Below are 18267 nucleotides of genomic sequence, written 5' to 3'. Positions count from 1 at the left end.
ATCGAACTAATTCGATTGCGCTCCGTATATCTAATGATTGTTTGATATAATAGGATGAATTAACGTTTTTGTATTTATGATTTTTGAAGTGGGGATAGCACGTTCTTCTTGAGAGGAGAGATATATGAGATCAAGGGGCGCTTTTTCCGGTCTTAGTGGGGCAGTCTTTATAATTGGCCTGATCCTTTGTGCGGTGTTTCATTTCTGGTGGCCGGGCATTCTCCTTGTGCTTGCCGCAACAAGTTTTTTGGGGTCGCTTGCAAGCGGAAACCCGAGGGCAGTATGGGGAGGACTTATCGGAGTTGTCTGGCTTGTGGGCCTGGCTGTCTGTGCCCTGTTCAATTTCTGGTGGCCGGGCATTCTGATTATCATCGTGCTATCAGGTATTCTCGGTTCACAGCAAAAGGCTGTCAGCCAGACGATTGGAGAACGCTTTTACGGTCAGCCAACCTACCAGCGGCCTCCTGAACAGCAGGAGCCATATTACCAGCCGTCGTCCTATGAGCAGGGCTATCAGGCACCCAGAACCCAGAACGAGACCTATACTGAGGGCGGGAAGATTTATGAATATCCATCCTCATCACAGTCTCAGAGTGATTATGCACGCTATGAGCAGCCACAGGCTCAGTATCCACAGGAGATGCCGCCTCAAGGTCACTAATAACCAGAAGTAGAGAAGGAGCAAACGAGTTGTGAGCAACCAGGAAGCAATGTTCTATCCACAGGAGACATCTCGCCGACAGGAAGGCATGGGTGAACAACGGCAGATTGATCCGCGTGAGGAAGCTGCCTATGCCGAAGGTTATGGAGTGCCCGGTGCAGAGAACATCGGGGAGAAAATTCATCCCGTTGAGGAGCAACGAAGGAGTCAGCAGCCACCACGCCAGCGCCGCAAACATGGCTGGTGGATCGTCTTGCTTCTGGTTGTTTTACTGTTCTCTGCCCTGGCCGGAGGAAAAGCGTTTTTCTCTCGGGTCAATGGGGTGGAGAATCGCGACTTTACGCTACAGGCAGGGCAGCAGGCGCCTCATCTGATTGTGAACAATGGCGCGGGAGATGTGCATGTGAAGGTGGGAAATACTGATAGCGTTCATATTCAAGCAACAAAGTATTCCTTCGGCCTGTTACCGACCGCGAATGCCACGGTGAACTATCAACAGAATGGCAACACCATTGAAGTCACCTCTAATATTGATGGGGTGTCTTTTCTGAATGGAGCTGACGTTGACCTTGAAATCACGGTTCCCGCAGTAGCAGATGTGAATATTGTGACGTACGGCGGTGACATTGATCTCAGTAACGTGAATGGCAAGCTTGATCTCAAAACGATGGGGGGCGATGTCAGCCTGTCGAACTCGAGGCTCTCAGGAGCCTCCCAGATCCACACCTCGGGCGGTGATATTACCCTGACGCAAACCAATGGTGTCTTACAGGTGGAGACCAATGGTGGAACGATCCGGGCAGAGAATGTGGCATTATCCGGCAATAGTAGCGTTCGATCGAGTGGCGGTGATATCTCCTTCAAAGACAGTCTCTTCCAGGGGACCGTTGAAGTCAATACCAGCGGCGGTGATATTGATTTTCAGGGAACACTGGCTGTGAATGGGGATTACACCTTCCATACCAGCGGTGGTAAAGTCACGCTCAACCTGCCTGAGAACTCGGCCTTTGCGGCCCAGTTGGAGACCACCGGTGGCGAGGTGAACAATGAGTTTGGTAGTAACGTTGTGGGTACTGGACCCAAAGCAACGATCAAAGCATCTTCGAGCGGCGGAGATATCAACGTCAGAAAAGGTCGCTAGCAGGCAAAGCCCGGTACAACATTTCTGTACCGGGCTCACTTTTTAGAGGTGGGAAGCAGGAGCGGGAAGCGGGTCGCAGGTATAAGTTGGCTTACCGGGCTCCATCAGCCGTTTCTTCAAGCGAGCGTTGATGTTGCTGACCTCGCTCTTGATAGTGCTGTGCACTTGCCGCGATCTGCTGCTTTTCTGTCTCCTGAAGCTCTCGCACTGCCTTCGCGGGAAGCCCAAGTGCCAGGACTCCGCCGGGGATCTGCTTGCGTTCGCCAATAAGTGCACCCGCACCGATGATAGTTTCCGTGCCGATTTCAGCATGTGAAAGCACTGTCGCATGCATGCCTACGAGAACCCGATTCTGAAGCGTCGCCCCGTGGACAATCGCGTTATGACCGATAGTACATTCATCACCAATGGTGAGCGGGGCATCAGGGTCAGTGTGCAGGGTACAATTATCCTGAATGTTTGTCCGTTTGCCAATCACAATAGGAGCGGTATCACCCCGAATCACCGCGTTATACCAGACACTTGAGCCTGCACCTATCGTCACGTCACCGATAATCATTGCTCCCGGAGCAATAAAGACATCATCCGCGATTCTGGGAGTGATCCCATTGAATGGTAAGATAGGCATACAAAGAGCCTCCCTTTTTCCAGACAAGCTTTAGTCGACAACGCGCTTGATTGCCCAGACGGTTTCATCAAGGCGCTGATGGTAGAGCTGGCTCCTGGGATCCAGGCTATTGATCATGACGCGCATATTGTTTCTTCCAGATGCGTGGATGAAATCCCTGTTATTGAGCGCCAGCGCAACATGTGTGATTGCTTTCGAGCCAAAGAAGATCAGATCGCCTTCCTGCATCTCCTCACGCGTGACAGTATGGGGAAGGGCGTCATGTTGCTGATCAGCGTCTCGGGGCAGGACGTACCCGGCCATGCGGTAACAAAGCTGTGTCAGGCCACTACAGTCGATTCCCTCAAAGCTGACGCCACCCCAGAGGTAGGGCACATCCAGAAAGCGGCGAGCTGTATCGGTGGCAGTTCTGACGGTCTCGCGCGGGTATTTCTCCTGTTCACGGCGGAGACTTACCGCTGTGCGCTCAACCCATGCGCTGTTCTCGCCGGGGAGTGCCACCTGAACGCGGCTGCTATGGGTGGTGTCGAGTAGTGGGAGGACTGTGGAGAGATAGAGTTTACATTGGATCTCGTCTCCGTCAGCCTCTGAATACGCAAAAGTATAGGGTTCGGTGACAACTGCGACCAGATCCAACGGTGTGCCGCAATGCTCACCGACTCTGGTAAATCCTTTAGAGATGGGCTCTGCCAGATGCTTGGTCTGAATCCACCCCTCATAGTCAGAGAGCGTGATATGGGTCCAATCTCCCTGACTCTCGCCAACCTCTGCTGGAACATTCATTAAAGCTTGCGTGACCTGCTCCGAACTTTTATCCGGGTCGCGTCGCACATCAGCGACACTGACAGCTACCACAAAAGTCGTCATGGTTTCTGCTCCTATCATTGGCCTGACGCTCAGAAGAAAGAATGAGGGACAGGCAATCACTCATCATTGCTTTGTCCCTCATTTTAATATATTTTTGTGCTTTTGTGCTTTTTAGCGCCGGATCGCATTGCTGAGAACAAACATCAAGTTTGCTGGTCGCTCTGCCATGCGCCGCATTAAGTAGGGATACCACTGTGAGCCATATGGCACATACACACGTACATTAAAGCCATCTCGCACCAGTTGCTCTTGTAGATCACGGCGGATGCCATAAAGCATCTGAAACTCGAATGACGAAGGACTGATGCCATAGTTACGGATAAAGCGCCGTGCCTCTTGCAAGATCGCCTCATCGTGGCTGGCGATGGCCGGGAAGTTCCCACGTGAAAGCAGCATTTTCATGATCTCGACATAGCTGGCATCGACATCTTGCTTGTTCTGATATGCAATGCTAGGTGGCTCTTTGTAGGCACCTTTCACAATCCGGGTGCGCACACCTTTCTCAATCAGGCGCTCGATGTCGGCCTTGCTTCGATAAAGGTATGACTGGATGACTGTTCCTACCTCTTCAAACTGTTCGCGCATCTTCAGTGTCAGTTCGATAGTGCGGTCGGTGTAGGCTGAGCCCTCCATATCAATCGCGACAAATAGATTGTACTCTCGGGCTTTTGTGAGGATTGCGGTGACGTTCTCTTCACAAAGGGAGGGGGAAATATCCAGGCCGAGGGCTGTCAGTTTGATTGAAATGTTTGCATTTATGCCGGTGCTTCGGATAATATCCAGGGCTGCGATATAGTTCCGGGTGGATTCTTTGGCTTCAGCTTCGGTGTAGACGTTCTCGCCAAGCAAATCAAGCGCGACCGAGCAGCCTTTTTGATTCAGGGCTCGTGTTGCTTGAACGGCGTCTTCGAGGGTCTCACCGGCCACGAAACGACGAGCCACGCCTTTTGCTACCGGGTTCTGAATAGCGAACTCTCGTAGCCTCTGATTCTGAGCAAGATACAACAATGTATCTTTGAGCATCTCTGTCCCCTTTCGACAGTAATAAAAAAATAAGGCAGATTCTATTTTTGAGCACACCAAAAAGAAATGCTGGGAGCTCTAGAACAATCAGGGAATCCCCGCAGGTTGGTTGGCACAAGACCGGGTGATTCGTAACCTAATCATAGCACATAGAAAGCAAGGAAGCACTGTGCCCGGTAGCTGCGCTCTGAGGGGGTATTATCTGCTCACACCATTGTGAGAGAGCATTTCCGAAAGACGCCTGTAAGGGCTGTATCTCTACCAGCGTAATACTTTTCGGACCAGCGAATCCCAGAGTGTATCCGGTAAGACGCGGCGCAGCGTCACAATTGCCAGTGCGCTTCGTGGGATAACATAGCGGGCCTTTGGTCTGGAGCTTTCCAGAATGCGAATCACGGTATCAGTAAAGACGCGAATGGGAAAGCCCTTTTTGCTGGAATCGAGGGCCATTTTTTCCATAAAGGTGAGTAGCGGCTTATAGGGCCCGTTTCTATGTTCATTGAGCCATTGAGAGCGTTGCATGCTGGTGTTCCAGATATTGGTAGGGCTGGATGCGGGCTCAATCAATGAGACGCGCACGCCAAAGGGAGCCAGCTCAAGGCGTAGACCGTCTCCTAGCGCCTCGATAGCATACTTGCTGACCGAGTAAGCGGAGGTAATCGGGCCGACAAAGAGCCCGGAAATACTGCTCACAAAAATAATCGTCCCTCGGGCGGCCTTGATCATTGGAAGCAGTGCCTGTGTGACTGCCAGATGGGCTGTAACATTCAGATCAAGTTGTGCATGAAAATCGTCGATAGGTAATAATTCGAGGGGGGCTGCATAGGCTGTGCCTGCATTATTCAATAAGGCATCGAGTGGCGGAATATCATCGGTGCCATGTGCTTGCTGAAGTGCTTCCTTCACCTGTTGTGCAAGTTGCTGTATTTGTTGCGCGTCGCTGATATCACAGAAAAGGGGTGTCAGGTTCTGCTGACAGCCATAACCCAGGGCTTCTTCAAGCAGGCTTTCTTTATCACTTTGTTTGCGGATAGTGGCGAAAACATGCCAACCCCGACGGGCCAGGGTGATAGCGGTTGCTCTGCCAAAACCACTAGAACACCCAGTTATCACTATTGTCTTCTTGCTCATATGCGTTTCCTATACGATGCCATAAACCGAGACGTTCAAGTTCGCAGCGGGCCTCAAAGCCAAAAAGGGCAGGATTCATGGTTCCACCATAGCGGAGTACGAGGCCGCGCAGCATTTCGATCTGCTCGGATTTTGCGGCCTTGTTGACCTCAAAAGGGATATGCTGTGCCAGACGCTCAACCGCCTGACGATGGTAATATGCTTCCTGGGACTCTTTCATTGGTAAGCTCTGATCCATTGATGCGGTTTTTCTACGTTTCCCGTGAAATGCTCTCTCAACAATGTATCATGTGGTCTGCACTCCCTGCAAGTGGATTGTCGTGTGCCGTAATGATACAGAATTATATGTAGAGAGCCGGAAAGAGGTGTAGCCATTTTGCCCTATGCTGGTCTCTATTACTTGATAAACGGCCCTTTCAATGTTAGTTTTGTTTATGGTTGTGAAGATTGTATTTTTTTTATGAGGTAGGCGAAGCTAATGTTCTGTCCAAACTGCAAAAACGTGCGCGATGCGAATGGCATGCCATGTCCCCATTGTGGGGCACCTTCGCCGTTATCGGGGGGAAATCAGGGCAATCAGTGGGGAATGGTCAGTCCGGTATCGGCCTCACCTGGAAACACGGCCTTTCCAGTCTCTCCTGTACAACAAAACGATGCATATCCCTGGGAACAAGTGCCGCAGCTCTCCTTTGGGGGATCGCCAGTAGGACCAGCCGCGGATCAGGATACAAGCGCCCAGTTTCCCCCACAGATGCAATTCCCGTCTCAAGATGCCTTTCCTCCGCCACAGATTCCCTTCTCTTCCCAGGAGAATTGGAGTGGCATACAGGAGCAACAAGACTGGAACGCCGTACCTCAAGGGCAGGATGGACAGGTGCCTGTGTCGTTGCTGCCAGTCCCTGCGCAAGATCAGATGCAGCCCGCCGGGAGTACATCCACGTTGATGATGCCAATGCAGCGGGTCGAGGAGATGCTTCCTGCGCTGCCTGAACAGGAAGGCTCGGTCTATATCCCGCCGATGTATACCAAGCCGCGCCCGTTAATCCCGCGCTATCGCATTATTAGCGGTGTGTTGAGTGTGTTGATTGTGGCGCTTTTGTTGTGCGGAGGGGTGAGCTATTACGCGAAGGCAAGTGGGAAACTGGATGCGTTTCAGCGCTTTATCGGCATTTCGGCCCCGCCTGCGCTTCAACTCTCACCGACAGCAACCATTGGCAATCCCAAGCCAAAAGAGGCGGGTCCCGCCAAAGATGCGGTGACACTGGCGTTGCTGGCGGCAAAGGTGGACGAAAACGGAGAACCATTTTTCCCGAATACGGTCTTCTTGCCCAATACTGAGTTTTATCTGGTTGCCAATGTCGTGCAGCAGAAGAACCCATCTACGATATCCGTTAAAATATTTACGAATGGACAACCGTATAAAGAGTACGAGGAAGACATTCAGGCAAAGTCAAGTAAAAGTGACCTGACCAAGCTGAAATTGCCGCTCAAGTTTTTGACTCCGCTCGCTGGGCATATCGAAATATATTGGGAAGGAAAATTAGCCTGGAGAATTTATTTTGCGGTCAAGTGATGGCATAAAAGAAGAAAACCCGCCTCTTTCACTCTACAAGGAAAGGGGCGGGTTTTTTGTCACCAGTTCGATACGCAAATAGGCTTATTTGCACTGTGTTTCTACCTGAACATCCCCGAAGACCTTCACCTGACAGGCAAGGCGCATATTGGGGTTCTTTTTGAGGTCTTTGCTCAGCCAGAACTTTTCCATGAAGGTGAGCTCGTTGGTGTTCTCTTTTGGCGATACTGCTACTCTGTCGGTACCACAGACGCCATTGCCGTGGCAGTTTGCCAGTTTGGTGATACCGCAATAAATGGGCACATCGTTTTCCAATGCAGGGTAGCGTACAGAATCGCCCGGCTCAACCTGTACCTGCACGTTCTCGCGCACATAGGTGATTGTTGGCACGAATCTCTCCTCCGTTTTGTTGGTTGCCAGTGGTTCAAAATAAAATGAGGAGGCGCATCAGCACCCGCCATTTCTGGTCAGAATATAGCACAGACACTCAGGAGCGTCAACCAAAGTGTGCAGGCCCGGAAGACGCCTGGGAAGCCACTTGTTTCTTTTTCGTTGCGAAACTGTGTGGCGCCCGATGAACAGCGAGCCCCTGCCTTTTGATGCAATGGGATCCGCTGGACGAGCAAGCCTATGAAGATGTCGAAGGCGTTGTTGTACTGGTTGGAAGTGGTTGAGGCTGCTTTGACGATTCTTCCAGGGTCTTGCTGCTCTGGGTTCCCTGAGCCGGTGTTGGTTCTGGGTTGACGATCATGGTTAGCGTGACTGTTTGCTTCATGGCAGGATCCTCAGTATTCTGAAGAACCAGGGTTGCCGTGTAGGTTCCAGGCTTTGCTGGTGACACATGAGAACTGACGGTGATCGTGACACTTTTCCCTGCGGGCAGGCTTCCTTCGGCGGTATCAATGCTGAATAGATACGCGCCCGTTCCCTCAAGTGTGCTCTGCCAGTGAAGTGGGCTTGCGCCACTGTTCGTCAGTGTGATGCTTTGTGCGTCCGCGTTGCTTCCTTCCTGTGTGATAAAGCGCAGGTTTCCAGGCTGGACGGTCAGCTCCGGTGTGGCCGGACGAGTGATATTGAGCGTCACAGTGAGCTGTTTTGTCTGTTCGGCACTTTGGAGCGTGATGACTCCCTGATAGGTTCCGGCTGCGAGCGAGCTAACGTTGGCATGCACCATAATGGTGGCTTGCTCATCAGCGCTCAGTGAGCCCTGGGCAGGTTCAAGCGAGAGCCAGTCCGCGCCGTCCTCGGTGCTTGCTGTTCCCTGCCATTGAATATGTTCGTCTCCGCTGTTCTGAAGGGTGAAGGATGCTCCTGTTGTCTGTTGTCCGGCTGTTGTGCTGAGGGTGAGCGATGGCGGTGAAACGACCAGGTTTCCGGCTGCAATGACGGAGAGATTGACGGCAACCGCAGTCCCGTTTGTGAATTGGATGGTACCCTGATAAGAGCCGATAGGAAGCTGTGTGGCCTGAACCTGTACCTCAAGCTGGATAGAACTGTTCGCGGTAACCTGTCCTTCAGGCGGTGAGATGTTGAGCCAGTCGTTCCCATCTCCTGTTTTTGCCTTTGCTGACCAGTGGATAGCATTTGTGCCGGCGTTTCGCAGTGTCAGGCGCTGTGTTGAGCTGGTGGCCGTTGTGGTCACGACGAAGGAGAGCACAGAGGGCGAGACGTTGAGCTCCTCTTTCTGGGCTTGTTCGACTTTCAGCGTCACTTTGACCACCTCCTCGGTGTCACCCTCTTTTTGGCGGAAGGTGAGCTGTCCCGAGTAGGTTCCCGGAGCAAGGCCGCCTCGGTTCACCGTCACTTGAACGGCGCTTCGCCCTGAGAAGCTCCCGCTATTTGGCGAGATACTGAGCCAGCTTTGATCGCTGTTTGCTTGCCAGTGTACCGAGCCTCCTCCGTTGTTGCTCAGAGTGAGAGTTTGGCTTTCGGTTGGTGTGGTTGGATGGGCTGTAAAATTCAGCGTTTCGGTGGTCAGTTGCAGATGTGGTTCTCCCTGAGCAGCGGCCAGAATGGTGATCTGGACGTTTGCTGCGGTTCGCAGGGTGTAGTCGGTGGCATGAATACTATGTGAGCCCACTTTCCAGTGCTCAGGCACCTGAATCTGTACGGTAAAGTTGCCCTGCTTGTCGGTTCTGGCACGCAGATCATGCCCGTTACTGGCAAGGATTTTCTGATTTGCGTCATAGGTAAAATCAATCCAGTGCTCTGGCCCAAATCCTCGACCTGTAAGGGTGAAAAGATCATGAATGCGCAACTGATCGGGTACGGCTGTAAGTGACTGCTGGCTTGCGGTAGTGGATGGGCGACCGATCGGAAGAAAAAGCAGTAACGTTGCAGTGATGATGAGAAGCAAGCAAAGGCCGGCTATCAGGAGAAACACGATGTTGCGACGCCTCCTCTGGTGAGGACGTGGAACAACGCGAACCGTGTCCTGAGGGCGGGCAGCATATTGTATACGCTGTGGGGCCGGAGGCAGATTGATTGTTTCTGGCTCTGCCTGAGGCGCCGATTTTTCTGGTATATAGGCTTTTATGAGTCCTGATTGATATGGATGATCTTCAGGATGGAGTCCCGAATAATGACCGGCTCTTCGTGTTGATGGCGGCGGTATTGAAGGGCGATTGACGGAATGGCTGTGTTTTCGCATACCTGTGTATCCATATTTGCTTATCTGACCTGTGGTGCGCAATGCCTGAAGGTGAAGCTTGCGCAACCCTTCCTGTGCTTCTCGGTTTCAGGCTTCCAGTGAAATAAACGCCGTTCGCCCCTTCCACTCAAATGGTCTGCACCGGCCTTTGTTTCTTTTTGTGTATTGCTGTATGAAAATGTGTTATTGCTTATTCTATCATAGAGCTTGAGAATAGAGAACCCATAAGTCCTATAGTATCCTGAATTCGAGAGTTTTGTATCTGCGCTGTCATTACTCGTATTGACATATAGGCATGAACAGATATTATTAAAAGTACAAGCTGTTCCTGGAACTCTCTCTTTTTTAAGAAAACAGCACATGAAGGAAAGGTTCGTATGCTCTATACTGATCCCACAGGTGAAGAAAAGGGACTGGCGACCGAGGCAAATGCAGGGCGTACTGATGAGGTGCAAGCCACTCCTCAGAAACTGGACCGCAATCCAATTCCTCAGCGTCCTGGACGTAATGAAGGAGTCGCAAAGCCTGCAAGGTCTGTCCCTCAACGTCCGCAGGTATCGCAGCAGTCGAAGCAAGTGCAGGTGAATGTCTCTCTAACGCCTCCGGTGCAACAATCGGCGCAAGAGAGCAAAGCAGCCACGCCACAGCACGAAATCAAGCAACCATCTCACGAGTCGAGCGAAAAGGGGAAGCAGCCCGAAGCGGAACAGAAGGCTGACAGGCAGAAACCCGCTCCTCCTGAGCGGAAGCCGATTCCCAGGGTAAGCGTGAGCACTCGCCAGCCGGTTGAGCCGCAATCGAAGTCGCCAGTCTCTCGCCCGCCGACACAGGAAGCGGAGAAGCGGTCGGTTGAGCCGCAATCGAAGCCGCCAGTCTCCCGCCCGCCGACACAGGAAGCGGAGAAGCGGTCGGTTGAGCCGCAATCGAAGTCGCCAGTCTCTCGCCCGCCGACACAGGAACCGGGAAAGCCTCCTATGCCGCCAGAGAGCCAGTCCAGACAGCCTGTCCATGAGGAACGCCAGCGACCTTCTTATCCACCAGAAGCGAGAGGGAACAGTCAGCCACAGATGCCCGCGTATGGCCCATCTCCGCAGCAGCCTGCATGGCAGGGATATGCGGCGACTTCGGTTCCTCGTCTACAGACGAAGGACAGGCGTTTTGCTCTCGGGTTGGTCTCGCTTGGCGTTATTCTGGTGGCATTTCTCGCTCTGATTCTCGCACTGGCTCTCGGAGTGCCTGCCACATGGTTCCTCGGATCTCTGTTTTTATTCGTATGTGCCTTTATTGTCATTGTGAATCTAACATATATCTATTCGTTTATTGGAAATAATCGCTAGGAAGCTGTAGAAGCAAAGAGAGTCGCCCTGTCCTGAGCGACTCTCTTTGCTGTCAGAGGAGGAAACAGGGTTTGTCTGCTTTAGCCAGAAGCCACGGCTTTCAAGCTGACCGATGATGTATCCCCGGAAACAGTGAGGTTCATGCTGACCGCATACCGTTTGTTATCCTGTGTGCCGTTTGCCGTCAGGGTATACGAGCCGTTAGCGACCCCGTTGAGAATGAAGTTCCCGTTGCTATCGGCGGTCGCATTGTAGTTCCCGCCATTACCGGAAAGGGTAACGGTCGCTCCTGCCAGTGGGCTGCTCTTGGTGCAATTGCCGTCCTGACAGGCTACAACAACTCCGCTGACGGTGCTCCCAACCACAGTTAACGTGACCGGAATACTCTGTCCACCCTGAACGGTCGCGCCTCCGTTCCCTGTAGCGCTAATCGTGATATTGCCCTTATAGCTCCCGGGGGCCAGACTGGTCGATTTGATGCCGATGGTGATACCACTGCCATTCCCGCTATCCTGCCCGCTATCGGTGACAGAGAGCCAGTCGCTATCGGATTTTGCGGTCCAGGTAATTGGATAGGCACAGGCTCCGGTTTCTCTGAGTGTGAGGATCTGTGCATCAACTGCCTGCCCTTGATGCTGCGTGAACGCGAACTCGGTCGCACTGAACTGTAGAGTACAGGGCTGAAGCACTGTAAGCGAGACCTGGAACGTTTGCGGGCTCCCCTTTGCCGTCTGTCGGTCCTGATCCTGTGCGGTGAGTGTCACCTGCGCAGTATAGTTGCCGGGCGTCAGGCCTGTGATGTCCGGTTGAACGTTGACACTCGCAGTGGTCCCCGTACCGTTCAGCGAGCTATCGGTGGAGGTGACCTTGAGCCAGGGTGCATCGCTGCTCACTGTGGCCTGCCACTGAAGGGGCCAGCTACAGTTTCCGGTCGCGGTGAAGGTAATCACGCGGCTGGCCGGGTTGGCAGAGCCCTGGATGGCGCTAAATGCAATAGTGCTCTGCGATGGCTGTGCCATAGAACAGGGCGGCGAGATTGTGAAATTAACTGTGATGGTTTGCGGATTCCCGCCTGCCTCTTTATCATGCGTATCTTTGCCGTGCAGCACGATCTGCCCGACATAGGTGCCGGGAGTGAGATCGCTCGGATCCACGCTCAGGAGAAGCTGCCCGGTCTGACCTGCCGGGATCGAGCCTTTGAGCGGTGAGGCACTGAGCCAGGATACCTGATTATCAACGCTGGCATCCCAGATTAAAGGACTCTTGCCCGTATTGGTAATCGTGACGGTCTGCCCCGGAGGCGCTGGCTGCCCCTGATTGACGGCGAAGTTCACATTGAGCGGTGATGCTCGCATAATGGGTGAATTGGGTGTCAGCACCGCTTGCACCCGCAAGCTGATTGCGATGGTCAGGGTGCTCTGTGGGGTGCGAATGATAATGCTGGAATAATAGGTTCCGGGTGAAAAGGTATTGGCTGTGATGCTGATTGCCGGGGTTGCCGGGTTAGCTGCATCTTTGATCTGTCCCTTTGCCGGTGCAATCGTGACCCAGTTGGTCGAGGCCGTCGCGTTCCAGTCAATCGCTTCCTGGCAGCTTCCTACAGGGCTCAACGTGATTGATTGGTTGCTTGGATTACCCTGTCCGGCGACTGTTACAAACGAGAGCTGACCGATCCCGGCTGTAATCCCACAACGTGGTTGGATGGTCAGAGCGATGCTAATGCTCTGCGGGCTGTTATAGGCGTTCTGGCCCTCATTAACGCTGAAGACAAGCGTGCTCAGGTATGTTCCCGGAACAAGATTCTTGCTATTAACGGTGACCGGAATATTTGCGCTCCCCTGTGGTGGAATCGTGCCGGAGGTTTGGTCCAGGCGAAGCCAATTATCATCCCGGTCGTGCAGTTCCTTGATAACATCGCTATGCAGGGTTTTAATAGAAATGATGCTGTTCAGTTTCCAGTACAACGGCTCTGTACCCGGGTTGCTGATTACCATCGTTTGGGGTTTGGGGTCGGCGTTACCATCGAACGCGTTATAGTCCATCACAACAGGTGTTGCCTGAAGGACCGCGCCTGGATTGGTGGGCAATGCCTGTACTTCCATGCTGACCGCAACCGTCTGCGGGAGGCCAACATTCGAGGTAAATTTCAGGGTACCCGTATACTTGCCCGGGGCAAGGTGAGCGCGTTGAACGCCGACCGCAATGACCTGAGAGCTGCTAAAACTTCCCTGGTTGGGCGTTGCCTGAAGCCAGGGTTGGTCACTACTGACCGTCCAGGTAATGTTACCATTGCCTCCGTTAGAGAGGGTCAGCATTTGAATGGTGTTCGCACCTTCATAGGCGAGGCCCATATCCAGCGTGCGCGTACTGAGCTGGAAAATGGCCGGTTGCGCCGAACCTTCGGCGATACGCAGGGCGGCGCTGGCTGTAAAGCGCGAGATAATATCTTCAGCCTGAATCGCATGGAGGCCGGGCTTCCAGCCTCGATCAATCGTGATTCTGGCTTCTGCTTTTCCGTCATCTCCTACTTTTACAACGGACTTTCCGGTATCGGTCTTGATGGGCTCATGCAGGTCGCGGCTTAAATACACGCGGGTCTGTGGCTTAAAGTTTTGTACCGAAATAGTAAGTTGTTGCCCGTATTCTGCCTTACTGGACGAAAGGGAGAGCACAGGAACGGAGGAGCCCGAGGCTGTCTCTTTCTTTGGCTGAAAATATGCGATGCCTACCAGAATGCCATCAATAAAGATAATCAGCATGGCAAGGAGCAGCAAACAGGTGAGTACAAGACGTACCCATTTTTTTTTCTTGCCCGTTTGGGGCTGTTGCGTCGCGGGTTTCCTGACGCCCGGAAGCTGGCGGGCCCGAAGTGGTCCTGTATATGCAATAAATTGAGATTTTTTCTGGCCGGGCGGTGGGTTTCCGGTCTGCTGTGGCGGCGCTTGCATCGCTGGATGGGAACCAGGAAACAGCGTTTTTTGCCCGAGGGATAGCGGTGGAAAGGCGTGCGGCGTTGGCTGCCCTCTACCGGGAGGAAGAGGGGTCGCGGCGTGTTCATCCAATGTTACCTCACCACCGGGCATCCGGGGCGGTTCCTCAACAACATCGCATGGTGTGGTCTGATACTCGGTTGTGAATGGCCCTGGTTGTGGAGGTAGGGGAACAGTAGGGACCGGGCGTGTCAGCCGTTCGGCAATATCTGTCCCCTCCTCTGCGGCATGCGTTGTCATATAGCAATCAAAACAGACGACGAAATGCTTGTAACAGGGATTGTTACAAAAGAGGCATTTTCCCATAACTTGTATTTCACCTACACTACGTGACCACTTCCCGCATAAATCTTAGTGAATGCAAGAAATACGGAGCAGATGTATTTCTTCATGCTGTCAATTCTATAATTTGTAACGGGTAATGGAGTCTTCCGTCACAAGGAAAGTAACTTGATAGTACTTGCAGAAGAAAAGGCTCAGGAGCGCTTGACAGTTCCCGAGCCTTTGCTATTGAAGATGTGCCTATTGGCGTAGCTGGGCCCCAAACTGGTCGTGAAGGGCCTGGATAATCTTGTCCTGAAGCTCGTTTGCTTCCGCATCTTTCAGCGTGCGGTCGCGTGACTGATACACCAGCGAGTAGGTCAGGTTCTTCTTGCCTGCGGGAATCGGATCGCCAGTATAGACATCGAAGAGTGAGACGCGCTGAAGTAGTTCGCCTCCGTTGCGCTCAATGACCCCCTGAAGCTCCTGCGCCAGTACCTGCTGATCCACGATAATCGCGAGGTCGCGAGTGAGCGCCTGCTGTCGCGAGAACGGCTGATAGACAATCCGCTCAGGCACTGCCTCGAAGAGCCGCTCTAGATCAATCTCACTGAGGTAGGCGCGGTGCGGCAGATCGTAGCGCTGCTGCACAACAGGGTGCACCTCGCCCAGGATGCCGGCAGGGCTAAAAATGGTTTCGCCATCGGGGCCTTTTCGGGGCAGCTCCAATAGTGCACAGCGACCGGGATGGAAGGTCGGATGCTGTGTCGGTGTGAACCGATACTCCGAGATGTGGAGCCCTTCGAGCAAGGTTTCGATCACGCCTTTCAGATCATAGAAGTCTGCCGGGCGCGACAGCTCATTGATCCAGGAGATGGCGGCGGGACCGCTCATAGCGATACTGACGCTTCGTCGTTCGTCTGGTTGCTCATTTGCTTGCTGAGCGGGCAGGTAGCGCCGTCCGATCTCGAAGAAGCGCAGACCTGCTTCGTTGCGCTTGCTATTCTCCTGCATGATCTCCATCAGGCTGCTCATCAGAGTGAGACGCAGACTATCAAGATCCTTGCTGAGCGGATTGACGATCACCACAGCGGGAAGGTCCTTCGGGTCAATGGCTACCAGAGCCTGTGTACTGGCGGCGTTCGAGGCCAGCTCACCGGCTGTGTTGCCAGTACCTGAGGGAGCCTGCAACAGGTAGCGGGCGGACTCCTTGTCGGCGGAAGCCAGCAGATTGAGCGTGCGGGCTCGGTTAGTCATCACATAGGTGATAGTCTCATTGAGGCCAGCACCGACTAGAAGCGAGCGTACCAGCTTTTCACGCTCGAACCACTGATCGGGGAGCGGCTCAGGAAGCCCACCTGTTGGCATCGAGGTTGGGATCTTATCATACCCGATATTGCGAATCACCTCCTCAACAAGATCGGCTTCCTCTTCAATATCCGGGCGATAGGTCGGGACTGTCACCGTCATGGTTTTGCCATCGTCGTGTGCTTCGACAGAGAATCCAAGCGCCTCAAGCGCATCGCAGGCCTCTTGCTGTGTTACCTGCATCGAGGTCAGCCACTCGATGTCGTGAATCGAGAACGGAAGTTTGCGCTGTTGAGGAGGCGCGGCATAGTGATCTACTGCGCCGGGGTGCACTGTGCCTCCTGCCAGTTGTGCCAGCAGGTAACAGGCGCGATTGGCGCCCAGGCGGGCCAGCTCCGGATCAAGGCCCTTTTCAAAGCGCCCTGACGACTCGGTGCGCAGCCCCAGGGTTGTCGACGTACGCCGCACGCTTCTTGCCTGGAAGTTCGCAGCTTCCAGCAGCACGGTTGAGGTATTGTCGTTGACTTCGCTCCGGGCCGCGCCCATCACGCCAGCAATGGCGGTCGGTCCAGTCGGGTCAGTAATCATCAGCATCTCGGGTGTGAGCTGGCGCTTCACATCGTCCAGGGTCGTCAGCGTCTCCCCCTCGTGAGCGGTCCGAACGATGATATGATGCTCCGGGACCAGATCGTAATCAAAGCCATGCAGAGGCTGACCAAGTTCCAGCATCACATAGTTCGTGATATCGACAACGTTGTTAATCGGGCGCATCCCAGCAGCCAGCAGGCGGCGGCCCATCCACGATGGAGATGGTCCGAGCTTCACATCACTGATCACGCGTGCTATATAGCGCTTGCAGAGCTCGTCATTCTCGACGGTCACTTTGACCATATCTGGAGTTGGCGTTCCCTGCTCCTGCACCTCCATTGGCGGCAGGCGAAGTGGCTGTCTGGTAAGTGCAGCAACCTCGCGGGCGATGCCGATAATTGAGGAGAGGTCGCCCCGGTGGGCCTTGATCGAGAACTCAAGCACGACCTCGCTCATCAGGTCGGCAAGTTTCACGCCGAGTGGCGTATCCGTGTCAAGAATGTAGATGCCGCTGTGGTCTGTGCCCAGGCCAAGTTCACGCGGAGAACAGAGCATGCCCTGTGAGACATAGCCCATCTTCTTCGTTTCCTGAATAACCAGGTCGCCTACGCGCGCTCCGGGCAGAGCCAGAGGCACCTTATCGCCGAGCTTGATATTTGGAGCGCCACAGATAACATTGAGCTCCTGTGTTCCGGTTGAGACCTTTGTATAGTTCAGGTGATCCGATTTTTCGACCTTCTCCAGATGGACAATCTGGGCAGTGATAACTTTATCGCCCCATTCTTTGCCGATGTATTCAATGGCTTCTACTTCGAGCCCGGCCATCGTCAGCTTTTGGGCCAGCTCTTCGGGAGTCATATCGAAGTCAACATACTCCCGGAGCCAACTAAGCGGTACTCTCATGCTGTCAAAAACTCCTTATATGGTTCACACCCTGTTGATGGGAATAATTCCTGTGTTGCGAGAAAAAGCAGTTTAGAATTGGCGCAAGAAGCGCAAATCATTGCTGGTGAAGAGGCGAATTTCGTTGATGCCATATTTTGCCAGGGCGATGCGCTCTACGCCCATGCCGAAGGCGAAGCCGCGATACTTCTTCGGGTCATAGCCAACTTCACGCAGCACTTTCGGGTGAACCATGCCACAACCGAGCAGCTCAACCCACCCGGTGTACTTGCAGACGCGGCAGCCCTTCCCGTTACATTCGCCACAGCTAATATCCATCTCGGCACTTGGCTCGGTGAACGGGAAGTAGCTTGCCCGAAAACGGACCTGACGCCCTTCTCCGTAGAGCTCACGGGCGAAGGTTTGAAGGCAGCCTTTGAGGGTTGCCATTGTGCATTGATCGTCGATCAGCAGGCCTTCAATCTGATGGAACTGGGCCTCATGGGTTGCATCAATGGCCTCGTTCCGGAAGACCTTGCCGGGCACAACGGCCCGAACCGGGGGCCGAGTCTGTTTCATCACACGGATCTGCATCGGTGAGGTCTGAGTGCGCAGCAGGAGTTCGCCGGGAACAATCCAGAAGGTGTCCTGCATATCGCGAGATGGGTGATCTGCCGGGATATTCAGCGCCTGGAAGTTGTAGTAGTCTGTCTCTACCTCGGGTCCTTGAACCACCTGGAAGCCCATCTTCATGAAGACGTCGGTCACTTCCTGGATCGTGCGTGTCAACGGGTGCATATGGCCAACAGGTAGATGTCGGCCTGGCATCGTGACATCAATGCGTTCTTTTTCCAGTGTCGCGAGCAGTTCTTTCTGGCGGATCTCTTCGCGTCTGGCTTTCAGATGGCTCTCCAGTTCGGACTTGACAGCATTCATCTTCTGCCCGACAGCGCGTCGCCCGTCTTTGGTCAATTTGGGCATGACGGCTGCAATATTTTTCAGTTCGCCACGGTTACGCCCCAGGTAGCGGATGTCCCATTCCTCCAGCTCTGCCATTGTCGTAACAGGCTCAAGCTCAGCAATGGCTTTTGTGCGTATTTGCTCAAGCTGGTCGAGCAACGCTTCGTTCTGGTCTATCATGCCTTCCTCCAAAAATCAAAAAACCGGACAACGTCTCAGGGACGAAGCCGGTAATGAAAACTCCGCGGTACCACCCATGTTGAAATT

General features: G+C 53.5%; 14 protein-coding genes and 1 other annotated feature (1 of these 15 only partly in view). Of the genes, 4 read left to right on the top strand and 10 right to left on the bottom strand.

Annotation, left to right across the window (positions count from 1 at the left end; all coding sequences use genetic code 11):
• Positions 1-124 precede the first annotated feature (124 nt).
• Complete coding sequence (locus EI42_RS23825; protein WP_111325150.1) at positions 125-661, top strand: YrzE family protein; 537 nt, start codon at positions 125-127, stop codon at positions 659-661.
• A 31-nt stretch (positions 662-692) separates the two neighbouring features.
• Positions 693-1802 carry a DUF4097 family beta strand repeat-containing protein gene (locus tag EI42_RS23820; protein ID WP_111325149.1) on the top strand — a complete coding sequence of 370 codons (1110 nt, stop codon included), beginning with the start codon at positions 693-695 and terminating at the stop codon, positions 1800-1802.
• Between the two features lie 91 nt (positions 1803-1893).
• On the opposite strand, the gene EI42_RS23815 is transcribed toward EI42_RS23820, so the two are convergent.
• The 5 genes from EI42_RS23815 to EI42_RS23795 all read right to left on the bottom strand — a co-directional run bounded on the left by EI42_RS23815 (position 1894) and on the right by EI42_RS23795 (position 5689).
• Positions 1894-2430 carry a gamma carbonic anhydrase family protein gene (locus EI42_RS23815; protein ID WP_111325148.1) on the bottom strand — a complete coding sequence of 179 codons (537 nt, stop codon included), beginning with the start codon at positions 2428-2430 and terminating at the stop codon, positions 1894-1896.
• A gap of 30 nt (positions 2431-2460) precedes the next feature.
• Positions 2461-3297 (bottom strand): C40 family peptidase, encoded by an 837-nt coding sequence (locus tag EI42_RS23810; RefSeq protein WP_170142864.1) that lies wholly within the window; start codon positions 3295-3297, stop codon positions 2461-2463.
• A gap of 111 nt (positions 3298-3408) precedes the next feature.
• A complete protein-coding gene (locus EI42_RS23805; protein WP_111325146.1) occupies positions 3409-4320 on the bottom strand; it encodes a proline dehydrogenase family protein in 912 nt (303 codons plus the stop codon).
• A gap of 258 nt (positions 4321-4578) precedes the next feature.
• On the bottom strand, positions 4579-5451 hold the full coding sequence (locus EI42_RS23800; RefSeq protein ID WP_111325145.1) for an SDR family oxidoreductase: 873 nt from the start codon (positions 5449-5451) through the stop codon (positions 4579-4581).
• Positions 5414-5689, bottom strand: a complete 276-nt coding sequence (locus tag EI42_RS23795) for a hypothetical protein (RefSeq protein WP_111325144.1) — start codon at positions 5687-5689, stop codon at positions 5414-5416. The genes EI42_RS23800 and EI42_RS23795 overlap by 38 nt, the downstream gene beginning before the upstream one ends.
• A 282-nt stretch (positions 5690-5971) precedes the next feature.
• Between EI42_RS23795 and EI42_RS23790 the strand changes: the two genes are divergently transcribed.
• A complete protein-coding gene (locus EI42_RS23790) occupies positions 5972-7024 on the top strand; it encodes a hypothetical protein (protein ID WP_211326327.1) in 1053 nt (350 codons plus the stop codon).
• A gap of 84 nt (positions 7025-7108) precedes the next feature.
• Here the strand turns inward: EI42_RS23790 and EI42_RS23785 are convergent, their stop codons facing one another.
• Together EI42_RS23785 and EI42_RS23780 are read right to left on the bottom strand one after the other, a co-directional pair.
• A complete protein-coding gene (locus EI42_RS23785; protein WP_170142863.1) occupies positions 7109-7414 on the bottom strand; it encodes a 2Fe-2S iron-sulfur cluster-binding protein in 306 nt (101 codons plus the stop codon).
• Between the two features lie 238 nt (positions 7415-7652).
• Positions 7653-9674: a BACON domain-containing protein gene (locus EI42_RS23780; RefSeq protein ID WP_137686174.1), complete on the bottom strand. Its 2022-nt coding sequence runs from the start codon at positions 9672-9674 to the stop codon at positions 7653-7655.
• A 377-nt stretch (positions 9675-10051) separates the two neighbouring features.
• On the opposite strand from EI42_RS23780, the gene EI42_RS23775 reads away from it, so the two are divergent.
• The gene (locus EI42_RS23775; RefSeq protein ID WP_111325140.1) at positions 10052-11011 is read left to right on the top strand and encodes a hypothetical protein; all 960 of its coding nucleotides are present in this window, start codon (positions 10052-10054) and stop codon (positions 11009-11011) included.
• 80 nt (positions 11012-11091) lie between these two features.
• Here the strand turns inward: EI42_RS23775 and EI42_RS23770 are convergent, their stop codons facing one another.
• The 3 genes from EI42_RS23770 to pheS all read right to left on the bottom strand — a co-directional run bounded on the left by EI42_RS23770 (position 11092) and on the right by pheS (position 18180).
• Positions 11092-14241 carry a BACON domain-containing protein gene (locus EI42_RS23770; RefSeq protein ID WP_211326326.1) on the bottom strand — a complete coding sequence of 1050 codons (3150 nt, stop codon included), beginning with the start codon at positions 14239-14241 and terminating at the stop codon, positions 11092-11094.
• Between the two features lie 282 nt (positions 14242-14523).
• Entirely contained in the window at positions 14524-17061 is a 2538-nt protein-coding gene (pheT, locus tag EI42_RS23765) for a phenylalanine--tRNA ligase subunit beta (RefSeq protein WP_111325138.1), read from the bottom strand.
• A gap of 72 nt (positions 17062-17133) precedes the next feature.
• Positions 17134-18180, bottom strand: a complete 1047-nt coding sequence (gene pheS / locus EI42_RS23760) for a phenylalanine--tRNA ligase subunit alpha (RefSeq protein WP_111325137.1) — start codon at positions 18178-18180, stop codon at positions 17134-17136.
• A 34-nt stretch (positions 18181-18214) separates the two neighbouring features.
• Positions 18215-18267 (bottom strand) — a binding site (T-box leader); it runs 218 nt beyond the window's last position.

The sequence above is a fragment of the Thermosporothrix hazakensis genome (assembly GCF_003253565.1).
Taxonomy (GTDB): Bacteria; Chloroflexota; Ktedonobacteria; order Ktedonobacterales; family Ktedonobacteraceae; genus Thermosporothrix; species Thermosporothrix hazakensis.
The sequence above is the reverse complement of the archived record's forward strand: the minus strand, read 5'-3'. Positions and strand labels throughout refer to the sequence as shown.